This is a genomic window from Nonomuraea sp. NPDC052265 (assembly GCF_044547985.1).
In the GTDB taxonomy this organism is placed as follows: Bacteria; Actinomycetota; Actinomycetes; order Streptosporangiales; family Streptosporangiaceae; genus Nonomuraea.
In genome coordinates, this window is sequence record NZ_JBIUBJ010000008.1 from 38,154 (window position 1) to 55,453 (window position 17,300).

General features: G+C 71.1%; 19 protein-coding genes. 5 read left to right on the top strand and 14 right to left on the bottom strand.

Annotated elements, in window-relative coordinates; genetic code table 11:
• Nucleotides 1–147 precede the first annotated feature (147 nt).
• On the top strand, nucleotides 148–1,047 hold the full coding sequence (locus tag ACIHAD_RS23940) for an EamA family transporter (protein ID WP_397356821.1): 900 nt from the start codon (nucleotides 148–150) through the stop codon (nucleotides 1,045–1,047).
• Here ACIHAD_RS23940 and hemL read toward each other — a convergent pair.
• The 7 genes from hemL to ACIHAD_RS23975 all read right to left on the bottom strand — a co-directional run bounded on the left by hemL (nucleotide 989) and on the right by ACIHAD_RS23975 (nucleotide 8,440).
• Nucleotides 989–2,278 (bottom strand): glutamate-1-semialdehyde 2,1-aminomutase, encoded by a 1,290-nt coding sequence (gene hemL / locus ACIHAD_RS23945; protein ID WP_397356822.1) that lies wholly within the window; start codon nucleotides 2,276–2,278, stop codon nucleotides 989–991. The two genes, ACIHAD_RS23940 and hemL, sit on opposite strands and share 59 nt — an antisense overlap.
• A 48-nt stretch (nucleotides 2,279–2,326) precedes the next feature.
• A complete protein-coding gene (locus tag ACIHAD_RS23950) occupies nucleotides 2,327–2,956 on the bottom strand; it encodes a bifunctional DNA primase/polymerase (protein ID WP_397356823.1) in 630 nt (209 codons plus the stop codon).
• 130 nt (nucleotides 2,957–3,086) lie between these two features.
• On the bottom strand, nucleotides 3,087–4,070 hold the full coding sequence (gene hemB, locus ACIHAD_RS23955; RefSeq protein WP_397356824.1) for a porphobilinogen synthase: 984 nt from the start codon (nucleotides 4,068–4,070) through the stop codon (nucleotides 3,087–3,089).
• Nucleotides 4,067–5,572, bottom strand: coding sequence for a uroporphyrinogen-III synthase (locus ACIHAD_RS23960; RefSeq protein ID WP_397356825.1), 1,506 nt, complete (start codon nucleotides 5,570–5,572; stop codon nucleotides 4,067–4,069). The genes hemB and ACIHAD_RS23960 overlap by 4 nt, the downstream gene beginning before the upstream one ends.
• Nucleotides 5,573–5,607: 35 nt before the next feature.
• Nucleotides 5,608–6,513, bottom strand: a complete 906-nt coding sequence (gene hemC, locus ACIHAD_RS23965; RefSeq protein WP_397356826.1) for a hydroxymethylbilane synthase — start codon at nucleotides 6,511–6,513, stop codon at nucleotides 5,608–5,610.
• Nucleotides 6,510–7,766, bottom strand: a complete 1,257-nt coding sequence (locus ACIHAD_RS23970) for a glutamyl-tRNA reductase (RefSeq protein WP_397356827.1) — start codon at nucleotides 7,764–7,766, stop codon at nucleotides 6,510–6,512. The genes hemC and ACIHAD_RS23970 overlap by 4 nt, the downstream gene beginning before the upstream one ends.
• The gene (locus tag ACIHAD_RS23975) at nucleotides 7,763–8,440 is read right to left on the bottom strand and encodes a redox-sensing transcriptional repressor Rex (protein ID WP_352357297.1); all 678 of its coding nucleotides are present in this window, start codon (nucleotides 8,438–8,440) and stop codon (nucleotides 7,763–7,765) included. Before ACIHAD_RS23975 ends, ACIHAD_RS23970 begins: the two co-directional genes overlap by 4 nt.
• Before the next feature lie 114 nt (nucleotides 8,441–8,554).
• Between ACIHAD_RS23975 and ACIHAD_RS23980 the strand changes: the two genes are divergently transcribed.
• Entirely contained in the window at nucleotides 8,555–8,788 is a 234-nt protein-coding gene (locus ACIHAD_RS23980) for a glutaredoxin family protein (protein WP_357692449.1), read from the top strand.
• Here the strand turns inward: ACIHAD_RS23980 and ACIHAD_RS23985 are convergent.
• Nucleotides 8,785–10,170 carry a putative quinol monooxygenase gene (locus tag ACIHAD_RS23985; protein WP_397356828.1) on the bottom strand — a complete coding sequence of 462 codons (1,386 nt, stop codon included), beginning with the start codon at nucleotides 10,168–10,170 and terminating at the stop codon, nucleotides 8,785–8,787. The two genes, ACIHAD_RS23980 and ACIHAD_RS23985, sit on opposite strands and share 4 nt — an antisense overlap.
• Before the next feature lie 288 nt (nucleotides 10,171–10,458).
• Here ACIHAD_RS23985 and ACIHAD_RS23990 point away from each other — a divergent pair, with 288 nt between their 5' ends.
• The 3 genes from ACIHAD_RS23990 to ACIHAD_RS24000 are packed head-to-tail and all read left to right on the top strand — an operon-like array spanning nucleotide 10,459 to nucleotide 12,622.
• Nucleotides 10,459–11,022, top strand: coding sequence for a sigma-70 family RNA polymerase sigma factor (locus tag ACIHAD_RS23990; protein ID WP_397356829.1), 564 nt, complete (start codon nucleotides 10,459–10,461; stop codon nucleotides 11,020–11,022).
• 60 nt (nucleotides 11,023–11,082) lie between these two features.
• On the top strand, nucleotides 11,083–11,730 hold the full coding sequence (locus ACIHAD_RS23995; protein ID WP_397356830.1) for a DUF5667 domain-containing protein: 648 nt from the start codon (nucleotides 11,083–11,085) through the stop codon (nucleotides 11,728–11,730).
• Nucleotides 11,731–11,752: 22 nt separating this feature from the next.
• The gene (locus ACIHAD_RS24000; protein WP_397356832.1) at nucleotides 11,753–12,622 is read left to right on the top strand and encodes an HAD family hydrolase; all 870 of its coding nucleotides are present in this window, start codon (nucleotides 11,753–11,755) and stop codon (nucleotides 12,620–12,622) included.
• Between the two features lie 13 nt (nucleotides 12,623–12,635).
• Here the strand turns inward: ACIHAD_RS24000 and ACIHAD_RS24005 are convergent, their stop codons facing one another.
• From ACIHAD_RS24005 to ACIHAD_RS24030, 6 genes are all read right to left on the bottom strand, one after another.
• Nucleotides 12,636–13,649 (bottom strand): LCP family protein, encoded by a 1,014-nt coding sequence (locus ACIHAD_RS24005; RefSeq protein WP_397356834.1) that lies wholly within the window; start codon nucleotides 13,647–13,649, stop codon nucleotides 12,636–12,638.
• A 2-nt stretch (nucleotides 13,650–13,651) separates the two neighbouring features.
• Nucleotides 13,652–14,233, bottom strand: coding sequence for an RNA polymerase sigma factor (locus tag ACIHAD_RS24010; protein WP_364082626.1), 582 nt, complete (start codon nucleotides 14,231–14,233; stop codon nucleotides 13,652–13,654).
• A 58-nt stretch (nucleotides 14,234–14,291) separates the two neighbouring features.
• Nucleotides 14,292–15,077, bottom strand: coding sequence for an SDR family NAD(P)-dependent oxidoreductase (locus tag ACIHAD_RS24015; RefSeq protein ID WP_397356835.1), 786 nt, complete (start codon nucleotides 15,075–15,077; stop codon nucleotides 14,292–14,294).
• 70 nt (nucleotides 15,078–15,147) lie between these two features.
• A complete protein-coding gene (locus tag ACIHAD_RS24020) occupies nucleotides 15,148–16,029 on the bottom strand; it encodes a lysophospholipid acyltransferase family protein (protein ID WP_397357155.1) in 882 nt (293 codons plus the stop codon).
• 29 nt (nucleotides 16,030–16,058) lie between these two features.
• Nucleotides 16,059–17,054: an NAD-dependent epimerase/dehydratase family protein gene (locus ACIHAD_RS24025; RefSeq protein WP_397356836.1), complete on the bottom strand. Its 996-nt coding sequence runs from the start codon at nucleotides 17,052–17,054 to the stop codon at nucleotides 16,059–16,061.
• A gap of 22 nt (nucleotides 17,055–17,076) precedes the next feature.
• Nucleotides 17,077–17,175: a 30S ribosomal protein bS22 gene (locus tag ACIHAD_RS24030; protein ID WP_018654693.1), complete on the bottom strand. Its 99-nt coding sequence runs from the start codon at nucleotides 17,173–17,175 to the stop codon at nucleotides 17,077–17,079.
• Nucleotides 17,176–17,300: the final 125 nt, after the last annotated feature.

Here is a 17,300-nt window from a genome sequence, read left to right on the forward strand (position 1 = left end):
GCTTGTCCTTGTATCTGAAGCAGATGAAAATATATGCATGCGAATCATTAAGAGCAGGAAGCCCGAGACCCGTTCCACCTCGTACCTCAAGGTGCTCGCCGAGCAGGCCCGCGAGCAGCGCAACCGGTACCAGAAGACCCGCTCTGCGTGAGCCCCCGCCACCTCGCCCTCGCCGTCGGCCTCGCGGCCGTCTGGGGCTTCAACTTCGTCGTCATGCAGGTCGGCCTGAAGCACTTCCCTCCGCTGCTGTACGCGGGGCTCAGGTTCACCCTGGCGGCGTTCCCCGCCCTGCTGCTCGCGGGGCGGCCGGGAGTCCCGTGGCGCTGGGTCGCCGGGGTGGCGGCCACTCTCGGAGTGGGTCAGTTCGGCCTGTTGCTGGTGGGCATGCGAGCGGGCATGCCGGCCGGGCTGACCTCTCTCGTCCTGCAGATGCAGGCGTTGTTCACCGTGCTGTTCGCGGTGACGCTGCTCGGTGAGCGGCTCACCGCCCGCCGCGTCCTCGGTCTGGCGGTCGCCTTCGGCGGCCTGGCCCTGGTCGCGTTCGACTTCGGGGTGTCCGGCCCGCTGGGCGCCTTCGCCCTGTGCGTGGCCGCCGCCGCTGCCTGGGGCCTCGGCAACGTGGTGCAGCGCAGGGCCGCGCCGCCGGACTCGCTGCGGTTCATGGTCTGGGTGAGCGCCTTCTCGGCGCCGCCCCTGCTGCTGCTGTCGCTGCTGGTCGAAGGGCCGCCCGTGCTGGCCGCCCCCGCCGAGGGATGGCTGTCGCTGGCCTACGTGGCCTTCGTCTCGACGCTCGGCGGGTTCGGCGTGTGGGGCTGGCTGCTGCGCCGGTACGACGCCTCGACCGTGGCGCCGTACACGCTGCTCGTGCCGGTGTTCGGCATCTCGTCGGCCGCGCTGGTGGCCGGCGAACCGCTCTCCTGGACCGAACTCCTGGCCGCGGCCCTCATCGTCGCCGGCGTGCTGTACGCCGGCACCGGGCCGCGCCGGGTCACAGAACCGCCGCTGCCGCCTTCGCCGCTGCCGGCAGGGCGTCGGCGATCCGATTGAGCGCCTCGTCGTCGTGGGACGCCGACAGGAACCACGCCTCGTACGCCGAGGGCGGCAGGTAGACACCCTGGTCGAGCATCGCGTGGAAGAACGCGGTGAAGGCCGCCGTGTTCTGGGCTTTGGCCTGGTCGAAGTCGCTCACCTCGGCCTCGGCGAAGAAGATCGAGAACAGGCTGCCGGCCCGCTGCAACCGGTGGGGCACACCCGCCTTCGCCAGCGCCTCGGCCGCCGCGTCGCCCACCGCGAGCGCCGCCGCGTCGATGCGCGCGTAGGCGTCGGCGTCGAGGGCGCGCAGCGTGGCCAGGCCGGCCGCGCACGCCAGCGGATTGCCCGACAACGTGCCCGCCTGGTAGACCGGGCCCTCCGGGGCCAGGAACGCCATCACGTCGGCCCGGCCGCCGAACGCCGCCGCGGGCAGGCCACCACCCATGACCTTGCCGAACGTCATGAGGTCGGCGTCGACGGGGTCGAGGCCGTACCAGCCGGCGGACGAGACGCGGAAGCCGGTCAGCACCTCGTCGACGATGAGCAGCGCGCCGTTGGCCGTGCACAGCTCGCGCAGCCGGGCGTTGAAACCGTCGCGCGGCGGGACGACGCCCATGTTCGCCGGGCACGCCTCGGTGATCACGCAGGCCACCTCGGCGGCCGCGAACGCCTCCTCCACGGCCTGGACGTCGTTGTACGGCAGCACGATCGTGTCGGCCGCCGACGCCCCGGTCACCCCCGGCGTGTCCGGCAGCCCGAACGTCACCACCCCTGACCCGGCCGAGGCCAGCAGCGCGTCGACGTGCCCGTGGTAGCAGCCGGCGAACTTGATCACCTTGGACCGCCCGGTGAAGCCGCGCGCCAGGCGAACCGCGCTCATCGTCGCCTCGGTGCCGGAGCTGACCAGGCGCACCTTCTCGACCGGCGCCATCCTGGAGACGATCTCCTCGGCCAGCTCGACCTCGCCCGGCGTGGCGGTGCCGTAGGAGAAGCCGTGGGCGACCGCGGCGGAGACGGCCTCGACGACCGCGGGATGCCGGTGGCCGAGGATCATCGGCCCCCAGGAGCAGACCAGGTCGACGTAGCGGTTGCCGTCGACGTCGGTGATGTAGGGCCCCTGGCCCGAGGCCATGAAACGCGGCGTGCCGCCCACCGCGCCGAACGCGCGCACGGGCGAGTTGACGCCGCCGGGCACCACTTCCCTGGCGCGGGCGAACAGGTCCTCGGAGTTCTGTGTACGGCTCACCCGACCCAGGTTAGCCCCGAGGGCCGGTGCCTTCGCCGCAGGGCGTGGTCAGTCGGCCAGCCATTCCAGGATGCGCAGCGGGTCGGGCAGCGGGCGGCCGTCCGGCGGCCGGAGCCAGGTGAGCGGCTGGCCGGAGGGCAGGGCCGAGGGCGGCGCGAGCACGTAGCTGTCGCGGCAGTGCCAGCGCAGGCCCGGCGTGTCGTCGATGGTGGCCGGGTCGCAGTCGAGCTGGCAGGACCACCACTCGTCCTCGTCCTCGGGGTTGCCGCGGGTGGCCACATAAAACAAGACCCGGTCGCCTTGAGCGGCGACCGGGCCTGGGTGGGCTCCGGCGGCGTCGATCCTGGTGAGGGCCGACAGGCCGGAGGCGAGCGGTACGTCGAACACGTCGAACACGCGCCCTGTGGGCAGGATCACGTTGGCCTCCGGCTCGCTCTCCCACCATCGGGTCAGCAGCGTCGTGTCCGTCGTGGCCTGCATGTGCCAGGCGGGCGAGAGCGGATGGGCGCCCGGGTCGGGACAGCCGACGCGGTCGCACGAACACGCCCGGGGGCCGTGACGCAGCGGAAAGGCACCCGGCACGACGGGCCAGCCCAGGGACGCGTACTCCAGCACAGAATCGATGCGCGTCGGCCGCGACCGCTTTCTGGTACGCCGAGCCAGTGGTACCCCCACCATGGTGTCTCCCGTCGAAGTTCAGCGCCTGAGGAGATCCCGGCTCCGGGCCGTTCGCGCACCGCGGGACACACCAGCACTTGTCATCGCACTCTAACGCACACGCCTCAGCAGTTGACGGGAAACCCCTTGGTTAGAGCCCTCGTGCCACTTCCGTGGCCCAGTACGTGAGGATCATGTCGGCGCCGGCGCGCTTGATGGCGACCAGCGACTCCATGATCATCCGCTCCCGGTCGACCCAGCCGTTGGCCGCCGCCGCCTCGACCATCGCGTACTCGCCGCTCACCTGGTACGCCGCCACCGGCACGTCGACCGCGTCGCGCACCCGGGTGATGACGTCGAGGTAGGCCAGCGCCGGCTTGACCATGACGGCGTCGGCGCCCTCCGCCAGGTCGAGCCGGACCTCGCGCAGCGCCTCCTCCAGCGGACCGGCCGGGTCCTGCTGGTGGGTGCTGCGGTCGCCGAACTGCGGCGCGCACTCGGCCGCCTCGCGGAACGGGCCGAAGAAGGCGGAGGCGTACTTGACGGAGTAGGCCAGGATCGGGACGTCGGCGTAGCCGGCGCCGTCGAGCGCGGTCCGGATGGCGCCGACCTGGCCGTCCATCATGCCGCTCGGCGCGACCATCTGGGAGCCGGCGGCCGCCTGGGCCACCGCGATCGAGGCGTAGCGCTCAAGCGTGGCGTCGTTGTCGACATCGCCGGACGGGGTCAGGATCCCGCAGTGTCCGTGGTCGGTGAACTCGTCGAGGCAGGTGTCGGCCATGACCACGAGGGCGTCGCCGACCTCGGCGTTCACCTCGCGCAGCGCGACCTGGAGGATGCCGTCGGGGTCGTCGGCCGCCGATCCGGTCGCGTCCTTGACCGCCGGGATGCCGAACAGGATCAGGCCGCCCACGCCCGCCTCGGCCGCGTCGTGCGCGGCCTTGCGCAGCGAGTCGCGGGTGTGCTGGAACACGCCCGGCATCGACGCCACCGGCTGCGGCTCGTCGATGCCCTCCTTGACGAACATCGGCAGGATCAGGTCCGCGGCGTGCAGCCGGGTGCCCGACACCATCCGGCGCAGCGCCGGGTTGCGGCGCAGACGCCGGGGACGTGCGACGGGGAACTGGGCGCTCACTTGGCTCTCTTCCTGGCGCCACGGCGGTTCTGGGAGGGCTTGCGCGGGCTGTCACCCGCGGCCACGGCCGCCTGGCGCTGCTTGGCACCGAACTCGGCCAGCGCTGCGGCCAAGGCGGATGCGGATGGCTTGTCGGACATGACGTCGACCCGGAGCCCGAACTCCTCGGCCGTCTTGGCCGTCTGCGGCCCGATCACCGCGATCACGGTGACGTTGTGCGGCTTGCCCGCGATGCCGACCAGGTTCCGCACGGTGGAGGACGAGGTGAACAGCACGGCGTCGAACCCGCCGCCCTTGATCGCCTCGCGGATGGGCGCGGGCGGCGGCGCGGCGCGCACCGTCCGGTACGCCGTCACGTCGTCGCACTCCCAGCCCAGCTCGGTGAGCCCGGCCACCAGCGTGTCGGTCGAGATGTCGGCCCGCGGCAGCAGCACCCGGTTGATCGGGTCGAGCATCGAGTCGTAGGGAGGCCACTCGGCCACGAGCCCTTCGGAGGACTGCTCCCCCGAGGGCAGCAGGTCGGGCTTCACGCCGAACTCGACCAGGGCACGGGAGGTGGCCTCGCCCACGGCGGCCACCTTGAGCCCGGCGAAGGCCCGCGCGTCGAGCCCGTACTCCTCGAACTTCTCGCGCACCGCCTTGACGGCGTTGGCGCTGGTGAAGGCCACCCACTCGTAGCGGCCGGTGACCAGGCCCTTGATGGCGCGGTCCATCTGCTGCGGCGTGCGCGGCGGCTCGACCGAGATGGTCGGGACCTCTTCGGGCACCGCGCCGTAGGCCATGAGCTGCTCGGACAGGCTGCGCGACTGCTCCTTGGTACGCGGCACCAGCACCCGCCACCCGAACAGCGGCTTGGTCTCGAACCACGACAACCTGTCGCGCTGCCCCACGGCCTCGCCGACCACGATCAGCGCGGGCTCGGTGAACCCGGCGTGCTTGAGGTCGGCCTGCAGCCGCCCGAGCGAGGACACGACGGTGTACTGCTCGGTGGTGGTGCCGCCGCTGCTGACCGCGACGGGCGTGGAGTCGGGCTTGCCGCCGGCGATCAGCGCCTTGCCGATGGCGACGGCCTCGGTGATGCCGTTGTAGATCACCAGCGTGCCGCGGGTGGCGGCGTGGGACGACCAGTCCTGCTCCTGAGCGGCGTCGACGACGCGGAACTCGGGAACGGCCGTGGCCGCCGGGATGCCGGCGTAGGTGAGCACCGCGGTCGCGGGCGGCACGCCGGGCACGATCTCGAAGTCCACCTCCGCCGCCACGCAGGCCGCGACCTCGTCGTCGATCGAGGAGAACAACATGGGGTCGCCCGCGCACAGGCGCACCACGAGCTGACCGGCCTTGGCCCGCTGGACGTAGTCGCCCTCGGCGACCTCGACGCCCTCGCGGCAGTGCTTGAGCAGCGGGCCGAACTGCTCGTCGTCGAGCACGACGGCGTCCGCCTTGCCGAGGAGTTCGGCGGCGCGGAGCGTCAGCAGGTTGGGGTCACCGGGACCCGCCCCCACGAAGGCGACGAAACCGGAGGTTGGACTATCGGAGCTCAATGGGAATGCTCCCCCATCAATCTGTCGGCCCCTTCGGCGATCATCTCGGCCGCCAGGAGGCGGCCCAGCTGTGCAGCCTCCGAAGGAGAGCCGGCGGCGGACTTGCGGACCGCTTCGCGGCCGTCGATGGAGACGACCACGGCGGTCAGGTTCAGAGTGTGCCCGTCATCGGCCGCGAAAGCACCCACGGGGGCGGCGCAGCCGGCCTCCAGTGCGGACAGCACGGCACGTTCGGCGGTCACCGCGCTGCGCGTGCGCGGGTCGTCGAGCACGGCCAGGGTCTCGACCAGGTCGGTACGGCCGGCCAGGCACTCCACGGCGAGCGCGCCCTGGCCGGGGGCGGGCAGCAGCTCCTCGACCTCGAAGATCTGCGCGATCTCGCCGCCGCGGCCGAGCCTGGTCAGCCCGGCGGTGGCCAGCACGACGGCGTCGAGCTCGCCCGCGGCGATCTTGCCGATGCGCGTGTCGGCGTTGCCGCGGATCGGGACGTACTCCAGGTCGGGGCGGAGCGCGCTCAGCATGGCGACCCGGCGCGGCGAGCCCGTGCCGACCCTGGCCCCGGCGGGCAGGTCGGCGAACTTGTGCGAGCCGACCAGCGCGTCGCGGTGGTCGTGGCGCTCGGGGAGCGCGGCCAGCGTGAAGCGCGGGTCCTGCTTGGTCGGCAGGTCCTTCAGCGAGTGGACGGCGAAGTCGATCTCGCCCTCGACCAGCTTGTCGCGCAGCGCGCTGACGAACACGCCGGTGCCGCCGAGCTGCGCCAGGTGGGCCTTGGTCACGTCGCCGAAGGTGGTCACGCCCACGAGCTCGACCGGAAGCCCGGTACGCCCGGTGAGGTCGTCGGCCACCATCTGGGACTGCGTGGTCGCCAGCACACTGCGGCGGGTCCCCAACCGCAGGTTCACAGCTCCACCTCCCTCACGGCCGCGGGCATCTTCGGATCGAGATCGAACAATTCACGCAGGGCTTCCGCATAATGATCGCCCCCTGGACCGGCGGCGAGCTGCTTGACACGCACAGTCGGCTCGTGAAGCAGTTTGTCAACGACCCTCTGCACGGTCATGGCGATTTCGTCCCTGGCCTTGTCGTCGAGATCGGGCATGCGCATCATCAGGCGGCCGAGCTCGGACTCGACCACGCCCGCCGCCTTGCTGCGCAGCGCCACCACGGTCGGGGTGACGCGGGCGGCGCGGGCGGCGTCGAGGTAGGCGTTGAGCTCCTCGGCCACGAGCGCGCGCACAGACTCGACGGCGTCGCCGCCGTTCGAGCCGATGCCGGACTCCTGGATCGTCTCCAGGTCGACCAGCGTGACACCGGGCACCTCGCGCACGGCCGGGTCGATGTCGTGCGGCAGCGCCAGGTCCAGCAGGAACGCGCCTCTGGTCAGCATATCCGGGGTGATGACGTGCCGCCCCGCGCCGGTGCAGGTGATCACGATGTCGGTGCCCGCCAGCTCCTCGCGCACGGCGGCGAACCCGACGGCCCGGCCGCCGACCGAGTCGGCCAGCCGCGCGCCCCGCTCGTACGTGCGGTTGGCCACGACGATGTCGGTGACCCCGGCGCGCTGCAGCGTGACGGCGGCCAGCGAGCTCATCGAGCCCGCGCCCACCACCAGCGCCCGCCGCCCGGCCAGGTCGCCCGCGAGCGCGAGGCCCGCCGAGACCAGCGAGGGGCCCGCCTGGTCGATGCCGGTGTCGGCGTGGGCGCGCTTGCCGACGCGCAGCGCCTGCTGGGTCAGCTCGTTGAGGGTCGCGCCGACCGTGCCGTGCTTCTGGGCGAGCTTGAGCGCCTGGCGGACCTGCCCCAGGATCTGGCCCTCGCCGATGGCCATGGAGTCGAGGCCGCACACCATCGAGAACAGGTGCTCGACGGCCCGCTCCTCGTAGTGCACGTAGAGATGCGGGGTCAGCTCGTCGGCCGGCACGCCGGAGTGAACGCCCAGCAGCCCGCTGATCGAGGTGACGGCCGCGTGGAAGCGGTCGACCGTGACGTAGATCTCGACCCTGTTGCAGGTCGAGATCACCATGGCCTCCGCGACGCTGGTGTCCTGCTGCACGTCGTGCAGCAGCTTGACCAGCGCGTCGCCGGTCACCGAGACGCGTTCCAGAAGAGCCACCGGAGCGGTCCGGTGGCTGAGTCCGATCGCCAGAACACTCATTGACCGTCCACCGCCATGAGTGGCCCCCCCGCCTTGCGTTGCTCGTGGAACGCGAGAATCTGCAGTTCGATTGACAGATCGACCTTCCGGACGTCGACTGTGTCCGGAACGGTGAGGACGACTGGGGCGAAGTTCAGGATGCTGGTCACGCCCACGGCGACAACACGATCGCACACTTCCTGCGCCGCTGCCGCCGGTGTCGCCAGTACCACGATCGAGACTCCACGCCGCTTGATGACGGCTTCCAGTTCGTCGATGTGCTCCACATTCAACCCCGCGATGGTGTCGCCCACGACTTCGGGGTCGGCATCGAAGAGCGCGGCCACGCGGAAGCCCCTGGAGACGAAACCGCCGTAGTTCGCCAGGGCGCGGCCGAGGTTGCCGACTCCGACGATCGCGACCGCCCAGTCCTGGGTCAGACCGAGTTCGCGGGAGATCTGGTAGACGAGGTACTCCACCTCGTAGCCTACGCCGCGGGTGCCGTACGAGCCGAGGTGTGACAGGTCCTTGCGGAGCTTGGCCGAGTTCACGCCCGCGGCCACGGCCAGGTCCTCCGAGCTCACGGTCGCCACGCCGCGCTCCGCCATCCCGTGCAGCGCCCGGAGGTACAACGGAAGCCTGGCGACCGTCGCCTCGGGGATGCCGCGGTCACGGGATTGGGACGGGCTCTTCACGTGCCGGAGCTCCAGGGAACGGGCGGTGGGGACCGCGTGAACGGATTAGAACCGTCTTTCAGGTTAATCCCTTTGTGAACCGATGCACAAAGTAGGGGCGCTACCGTTGGGGACATGCATCGCATCACCTTGCTCGGCAAGCCCGGCTGCCACCTCTGTGACGACGCCCGCGCGGTCATCGCCAGGGTGGCCGGAGAGCTGGGTGTGCCGTGGGAGGAGGTCAGCATCGACTCCTCGGAGGAGCTCAGGGAGAAGTACTGGGAGATGATCCCGGTGACGCTGATCGACGGCGTCCAGCACGACTTCTGGCGGGTCGACGAGACCCGCCTGCGCGCCGCCCTGGCCTAGAACATCACGGTGGGCAGGGGCACCACCTTCGCGGCGTTGACGTTGAGCTCGATGACGTTGGTGGCCAGGACCATCGCCTGACGCTCGCTGAGGAAGCGCTCGACGTGCGGCTGGCGCTGGTGGTCGCGGTAGGCGACCTCGTCCCGGTAGAGCTCGTAGACGATGCGCTGCAGCGGGGCCGACTTGACGGCGTGGCAGGCGTAGACGAGCGTGTCGGGCTCGCCGCGGCGCACGGCCTCGACGGTGGCCTCGGCCAGGCGGTCGAACGCGTCGCCGGCGCCGTCCATGATCGTGAAGACGGTGAGCAGGCCGAAGATGCTGGGTGCGGGCCTGCCGCCGCCCTGCTGCGGCTGCGCCGGGCTGAACAGCTCGGCGCCCGGGTAGACCACGCCGGTGCCGGGCATCGCGTAGTCGGGCCGCTGGGGCTGGGCGTCCATGCGCGGGGAGGTGTCCATGCGCGGGGGCGGGGAGCCGTTCATGATGTAGCCGGTCCCGGGGCCGGCTTCGGGGGCGGCCCCCATTCGGGCGGCGTAGTCGACCTGCTGGTCGCTTGCCCGGTACTCGGCCACCAGGTCGCCCAGGCCGGGCGAGCGGCGCGGGGGCGCCACGGGAGGCGGCTCGGCGGCCGGCACGGGCTCCGGCGCGACCCTGCGGCCCGGCCGGCGCTCGTGGTCCTCGTGCGGCGCCTCCAGCTCGTCCTCGTCGTCGTCCTCGTACGGCGCCAGCGGGCGCAGCACGGTGTACCAGATCGCCGCCGCGCCCACCGCGAGCAGCGCCGTGGTGAACAGCGGCGGGACCGCGAACCGCATGGCGCCCACCAGGGCGACGCTCGACGGCGCGATGACCAGGACCGCGTGCAGGTTGTCGGTGTCGTACTCGTCGCCGCCGCGCCACTTGAGCGCGGCCACCACCACGCACGCCAGCAGGACGAGCACGTCGATCGCGTGCACGCCGATGAGCAGGTAGTCGGGGATGAGCCCCCACAGGGCCGAGCCGGACGGCAGCGTCTTGCCCAGGTCGGTGGACCTGAGCGGGTCGAAGGTCAGGATCGCGACGGAGACGACGGTGAGCGCGATGCCGAACAGCCACGCGAGGAACCTCGGCGGCGCCTTGTCCGCCAAGAGCTGGATCAGGCCCACGGCCAGCCAGAGCGGCGCGAGCAGCGACCCCGTCACCTGGTAGATCCGGAACGTGACCGGCCCGAAGCCCAGGACGTGGCCGATGCCGACCACGGCCAGCGACAGGCACAGGGCTCCGGCTGCAACGGTCCAGGCGATCAACCACCCCTCGGGCTCGTCGCGCAGCCGGCGGATCAGGGCTCCGGTCGCGACAGCGGCGAGGAGCGCACCGGCAAGGGCTATGACAGCAACGAGGATCTCCATGGTGACTCCAATGCTGCCGGACGATGCCTCCCGGCCGGTAGCCGAAGAGGAAACAGGCGCACCATGAGGGGCTTCGCCGCAGGCTGTGGGGTAGGCGCCTATACGGTATAGGGCGATTACTCGTAGCCATGCCAGCAGGCGTGGATTGTGGAATTTCCAGTTGATTTCTAGAGTATTCGAGCACGCCGCACCCCTTACCCCTAGGGATACCGGATGCCTGATTCGTGGCCGTTCGCCGGGCTGCTTGCTCCAGCGGTCGCAGGACCTGCCCGGACGGGCGAGCTTGGCGTGCGCGAAGAAGTGCCCGACGACATCCGCACGCTGGTGCTGCACGCCAAGAACGGATGCACGGACTCCTTTGGCACGCTCTATGACCGCTACGTGGACCTGGTCTACCGCTACATCTACTTCCGGGTCGGCTCCCACCAGCTCGCCGAGGACCTCACCAGCGAGACCTTCCTGCGCGCGCTGCGCAGGATCGTCGACTTCACCTGGCAGGGCCGCGACTTCGGCGCCTGGCTCGTCACCATCGCCAGGAACCTGGTCGCCGACCACTTCAAGTCCGGCCGCTACCGACTGGAGATCCCGACGGGGGAGCTGATCGACGTACCGCTCGAAGGCTCGCACATCCCGGAGAACGCGGTGGTCACGGCCATCATGAACGACCGGGTGCTGCGCGCCGTCCGCGATCTCAATCCCGACCAGCAGGAATGCGTGGTGCTGCGCTTCCTGCACGGCCTCTCGCTCGCGGAAACCGCGTTGATCATGGGGAAGAAGAGTGGAGCGATCAAAGCGCTGCAGTTTCGAGCCATTCGAACGCTCGCCAGGGCACTCAAGCACGACCTGGCGTAACCTCCCCCACCCGCACCTCGTTAGGCCAGTTGTCACGGCTGGATCCCTCAGGGAGCTGTCATGAGTAGGGCGCGCAGACGGCGGGAGCTCGTCATCGAGCGTCTCACGGAGCTGCGGGACCCGTCCCTGGGCGGCGGGCCGGAGCCGGCCTTCCGCGAGCGCCTGCGCGAGGACCTGGTCTCCGGCCGCCTGCTGCTGTCGGCCCCCGGCGAGGAACGCGCGCCCGGCCCGGCCCGTCCGCCCGTACGGCGCCGCCGTCCGCCGCTGTCCCAGCTCGCCACGTTCGGCCTGGCGGGGGTCATGGTGATCGCCGCCTTCGCCACGTACCAGGCGGTCCCGGGCGACACGCTGTACCCGCTCAAGAGGGCCGCGGAGAGCACCCTCGTGCACCTGAGCGCCGACGACGCCGAACGCGGCGAGCGCGAGCTGGCCTCGGCCGAGACCCGCGCCAAGGAGGTCGCCAGCCTGCTCGGCTCGTCCACCGACAGCCCGCTGGTCGGCGAGACGCTCAAGGACATGGAGGACTCCACCCGCTCCGGCATCAGCCGGCTGACGCGTACGCAGCCCCGCTCGTCCAAGATCAAGAAGTTCGCCCAGAAGCAGCGGGACGTGGTCGAGCCGATGCTGGACCAGCTCAACGAGGCCCAGAAGGGACAGGCCGCGGGCTACCTCGACTACATCGAGGGGCTCGTGGCGCCGGCTCGGTAAGCTGAACCGCATGTGGCGGCTAATGCGACGACGACACGAGGTTGGGGCCGAGGCCGCCGGCGAGGCCGCGGCGCGGGCGGCGGTCACCGTCGCGCCCGCCGAGCCGGTCCAGCCCGACCTGGAGGCGGCGGCCTTCTTCGACGTCGACAACACCATGATGCGCGGCGCGTCCATCTACCACTTCGCCCGCGGTCTCGCCACGCGCGGCATGTTCACCACCTCCGACCTGCTGAAGTTCGCCGTGGGCCAGGCCGTGTTCCGGCTGCGGGGCAACGAGAACCCCGAGCACATCGCGGTCGCCCGGGAGACCGCGCTCGCCTTCGTCGCGGGCGCCAAGGTCGACGACGTCGTCCACCTCGGCGAGGAGATCTACGACGAGGTCATGGCCGACCGCATCTGGGGCGGCACGCGCGCGCTCGCGCAGAGCCACCTCGACGCCGGCCAGCGCGTCTGGCTCGTCACGGCCACGCCCGTCGAGCTGGCCCGCGTCATCGCCCAGCGGCTCGGCCTCACCGGCGCGCTCGGCACGGTCGCCGAGACCGCCGGAGGCATCTACACCGGCCACCTGGTGGGCGACCTGCTCCACGGCCCGGCCAAGGCCGAGGCGGTGCGCGCGCTGGCCCGCCGCGAGGGGCTCGACCTGACCCGCTGCACGGCCTACAGCGACTCGGCCAACGACCTGCCGATGTTGTCGCTGGTCGGAAGCGCGGTGGCGATCAACCCCGACAGCGAGCTGCGCGAGCACGCCAGGAAGCACGACTGGCCGGTCAAGGACTTCCGCACCGGCCGCAAGGCCACCATGACGGCCCTGCCGATCGCGGCCGGGCTCGGCGCGATCGCGGGCGGCGTCGCGGCGGGCATCGCCCTGCGCAGGCACTACCGCTCCCACTAGCCCGCCGCCCCGCCTATCGCAGGCGCTCGAACAGTTTCGCGGCCTCCGGCTGCCGCCACTCGATCCGGTTCGGGTCGTCCTCGGCCGGCTTCCACGGCACGGTGACGAACGACATCTGCGTCGCGGACGTGGTCCTGGCCAGCTCGATCATGGAGTCGAGCCTCAGGTCCGTCCTGACCGACGTGCGTACCACGCCGAGGAAGCCGCTCAGCCGGGCCGGGTCGGAGCCCAGGCTCCTCGCCTTCTTCAGCATCGCCAGCAGCAGGATCTGCTGCCGCTTGATGCGCTGGACGTCCGAGCCGTCGCCGTAGCGGCGCAGGCGGGCGTAGCCGAGGGCGCTCTCGCCGTGGAGCATGACCTTGCCCGCGGGCAGCTTCAGCTTCGACGCCTTGTCGTCCACGGGCGTCCTGAGCCTGATCTCCACGCCGCCGAGCGCGTCCACCATGCCCTTGAAGCCGGCGAAGTCGACCTCGACCGTGTGGTCGATGCGGACGTCGGTCAGCTTCTCCAGCGTCTTCCTCAGGCAGCCCGCTCCCCCGGTGTTGTACGCCGAGTTGATCATGTCCCGTCTCGCCGGGGACGACCCGCACGACGGGATCTGCACCAGCGAGTCGCGCGGCACGCTGACCCCGACGGCCTTGCCCCGGTCGGCGGGCACGTGCACGAGCAGGATGGTGTCGGAGCGCCTGCCGCCCTTGTCGGGGGTCCTGGCCAAGGCGGGGCCGTACTTGGCGTTGCCCGGCCCGTCACGCGTGTCCGAGCCGATCACCAGGATGTTGCGGGCGCCGCTCATGTCGGCCGGCCGCGTGCCCGCCGAAGGCGCGGCCACGGTGTTGCCGTTGACCAGCAGGGTCGGCACGGCGACGGCGGCGGCCGTGCCCACGGCGACGAGCCCGGCCATCCAGAAGGGCGTCCACCTGCGGCGCGGGCGCTCCCGCAGCAGGCGTTCGCGCTGGCGGACGAGCGTCGCGGGCGGCTCGTGCTCCAGAGCCCCGCCGAGGTCGCGGAGCATCCTCAGGTCGTCCATGGTCACTCCTCCTCCAGCATGGGGTTGGTGTCGCCGAGCGCGGCCCGTACCTTCCGCCTGCCCCTGTTGAGGCGGGAGCGCACGGTTCCGATCGGGATGCCGAGCGCCTGGGCGGCCTCTTCGTAGGTGAGGTCGCCCCAGGCGATCAGCAGCAGCACGTCCCGGTCCTTGGCGGGAAGCGCGGCCAGGGCGCCCGCCAGACGGGGACCGGCGGCCTGCGCGGTGACCCCGGCGGCGACGCGGTCGGCGGGCGACTCCACGTCCTGATCGACGGGGGCACGCAGGAACGCCCGGTAGCGCGCCGCCTCCTTGCGGTGGTGGCGGGAGATGAGCTTGGTGAGGATCCCGAAGAGCCACGGCCTGGCGTCGGGGTACGACAGGTCGTAGCTCTTCCTGCGGGAGAAGGCGACGAGGAACGTCTCACCGACGAGGTCCTCGGCGGGTTCGGGGCCGAGGCGCTTGGAGACGTACCGGTAGAGCATGGCGGAGTAGCGGTCGAACAACTCGGCGAACGCCTCCGGTTCCGTCAGGGAGGCGCTCACCAGCTCCGAGTCCGCCCCTCTGGTGGCGGGTTGCGTGATCATCTCCGCCCTTCTGTGGGGAATCAGTCACGGATGTCTTGCCACAACCCGCCAGGAGGGTTCAGATCTCCTTCAGGAAGCCGCCGTCCACGGCGATGTCGGCGCCGGTCGTGCTGCCCGAGCGTGGCGAGACCAGCAGGGCGACCATGTCGGCGATCTCCTGCGGGCTAACCAAGCGTCCGGTGGCCAGCTTCATCATGCCGGGGGCGACCTGGGCGATCACGTCCTCCTTCGACGCCCCGGCCATCCCGGCGATGACGTCGGCGGCGCCGCCGTCCTTGGTCCACCAGTCGGTGAGCACCGGGCCGGGCGAGATCGTGTTCACCCGGACGCCCTGCGCGCCGTACTCCTCGGAGACGGCCTTGCTCACGTGGTTCATGGCGGCCTTGGCCGCGCCGTAGTCCACGTTCATGGCCCCGGGCTGGCGGGCCGAGCCGGAGGAGATGTTCACGATCGAGCCGCCGCCGCGCTCCACCATGAGGGGCACGGCCGCGCGGATCATGCGTACGGCCGAGAACAGGTTGAACTCGAACATGGCCTGCCAGTCGTCGTCGCCCGGCGCCATGAACCCGATCCGGGGCAGCGTCACGCCGGGGGGCGGGCCGCCGGCGTTGTTGACCAGGATGTCCACCCCGCCGAATTCCTCGACGGCGCGGGCGATCACCTGGGCGGGCGCCTGCGGGTCCATCAGGTCCACCGCGACGTGCGTCACCTTGGCGTCGGGCGCGGTACGCGAGGCCGCCACGACGTGCGCGCCCTCCTCCGCCAGGGTGCGCGCGACGGCCAGGCCGATGCCCTTGGACGCGCCGGTGACGACGGCCACACGGCCGGAAAGCTGGAGATCCATCGAAGAGGTTCCTCTCGGGTGTCAGTGACTACACCCTCAGAACACCGGCCGCGCGCGACCGGTTGCACCCTCACAGGAACGGCGGGAAGGCCGGCCCCCTGCGCAGACGCAACTCGTTGAGCATCTGCTGGACGACCTCGCGCACGTGGTCGGTCAGGTTGAACACCAGCATCGGGTCGTCGGCCGCGGCGGGCTCGTACTCGTCGGTGCGGATCGGCTCGCCGAACTGGATCATCCACTTCGACGGCAGCGGCACCAGCCCGAGCGGCCCGAGCAGCGGGAAGAACGGCGTGATCGGCAGGTAGGGGACGCCGAGAATGCGGGCCAAGAACTTCAGGTCGCCGATCTTCGGATAGATCTCCTCGGCCCCCACGATGGCCGTGGGCACGATCGGCACGCCCGCGCGGATCGCCGAGGCCACGAACCCGCCCCGGCCGAACCGCTGCAGCTTGTAGCGCTCGGAGAACGGCTTGCCGACGCCCTTGAACCCCTCGGGGAACACGCCGACCAGCTCGCCCTTGCGCAGCAGCCGGTCGGCGTCCTCGCGGCAGGCCAGCGTGTGGCCGGTCTTGCGGGACAGCTGACCGAGCAGCGGGAGCTGGTAGACCAGGTCGGCCCCGAGCAGGCGGACGGCCCGCCCCGCCTCGTCGTGCAGCGCGACCTGCATCATGAGCGCGTCGACCGGCAGCGTGCCCGAGTGGTTGGCCACCACCAGCGCGCCGCCCTCGGCGGGCACGTTCTTCAGCTCGGCCGTCTCCACCCTGAACCAGTGGTGGTAGAGCGGCCTGATCAGCTCAAGGAGCACCTTGTCGGTCAGCTCGGGGTCGTAGCCGAACTCGTCGACGTCGTACTCGCCGGTGAGGCGCCGGCGTAGGAACGCCAGCAGCCGGGCCAGCGGTTCGGGCTCCGGGTCGGACTCCTCGAAGGAAGGCGCGGAGCTGATCGGGATCACGCGGCCCTCCTCTTCCTCGTGCGGCACGCTCACGGGCGCACACCTCCGAGCGGATGCATACCCCGTGAACGCAGGAAGTCGTCGAAGGCCGCCGCGGTGGTGTACTTGGGCCGCCAGCCGAGCTCGGCCTCCAGGCCGGCGGTGTCGACCGCCCGGCCGTAACTCATCAGCCGCAGCTGCTCGGGCGAGTACTCGACGAGGCCCAGCCGGCGCACGGTGTTGCCGAGCGCGCGGAAGACGGGCGAGAACAGCGGCAGCGACACCCGGCCCGCCCGGCGCGCACACTGCGACAGCAGCAACACGCCTGCCCCGGCCACGTTGAACGTGCCGGGGTGGTCTTCGTTCGCCATCCTGCGCAACACCTCGACCGCGTCGTCCTCATGGACGAACTGCAACCGCGGGTCGAAGCCGAACACCGTCGGCAGGACGGGCTGGACGAAGTAACGCGTGAGCGGCGAGTCGACGCCCGGACCCATGAAGTTGGCGAAGCGCAGCAGCGACACCGTCACGTCGGGCCGGCGGCGCGCGAAACCGCGCACGTAGCCCTCGACCTCGGCCGCGTCCTTGGCGTAGCCGTGGACGGGACCGACGTGCGGCTCCAGGTCCTCGGTGAACACCGCCGGATCGCGCGGGGACGAGCCGTAGACGGCGGTGGTGGAGCGCACCACCACGCGCCGCACGGTCGACGACCGCTGGCAGGCACCGAGCAGTTGCATGGTGCCTATGACGTTGTGCTCCTTCATGGCCGCCCTGCCGTCGCTCTTGGACGGAGCGCTGACGAGGCTCATGTGCACAACGGTGTCGATGTCCGCGGCCGCGATCACCTGAGCGATGTCGGGGCTGCGTAGATCGACCCGGACGAACTCCGTCCGGCCCAGAGTGATGCCGCCGTCCCGCGTCAGCGAGGGGGGCGGCACGGTGTCCACTCCGATGACGCGGCTGATATGCGGGTCAGCCGCGAGGACGCTCGCCACCCGGGCGCCTATGTGGCGCGAGACCCCGGTGACAAGCACGGTGTGGGTCATCAGCGCCTCGCAGCTGCGTCGGTTACTTCTTGTTGCGCCGCTGGATGCGCGTCTTCTTGAGCAGCTTGCGGTGCTTCTTCTTGGCCATCCGCTTGCGGCGCTTCTTGATCACAGAGCCCACGGGACCCCCAGGTACTGATAGCAAGTCTGAATCGATGTGCGAGCGCACACCGGGTGACAGACTACCGGCGATCCGAGGTAGATCGCCCCTTGGGGGGGGTGAGAGCCCGGCCTTTTGGTGCGCAG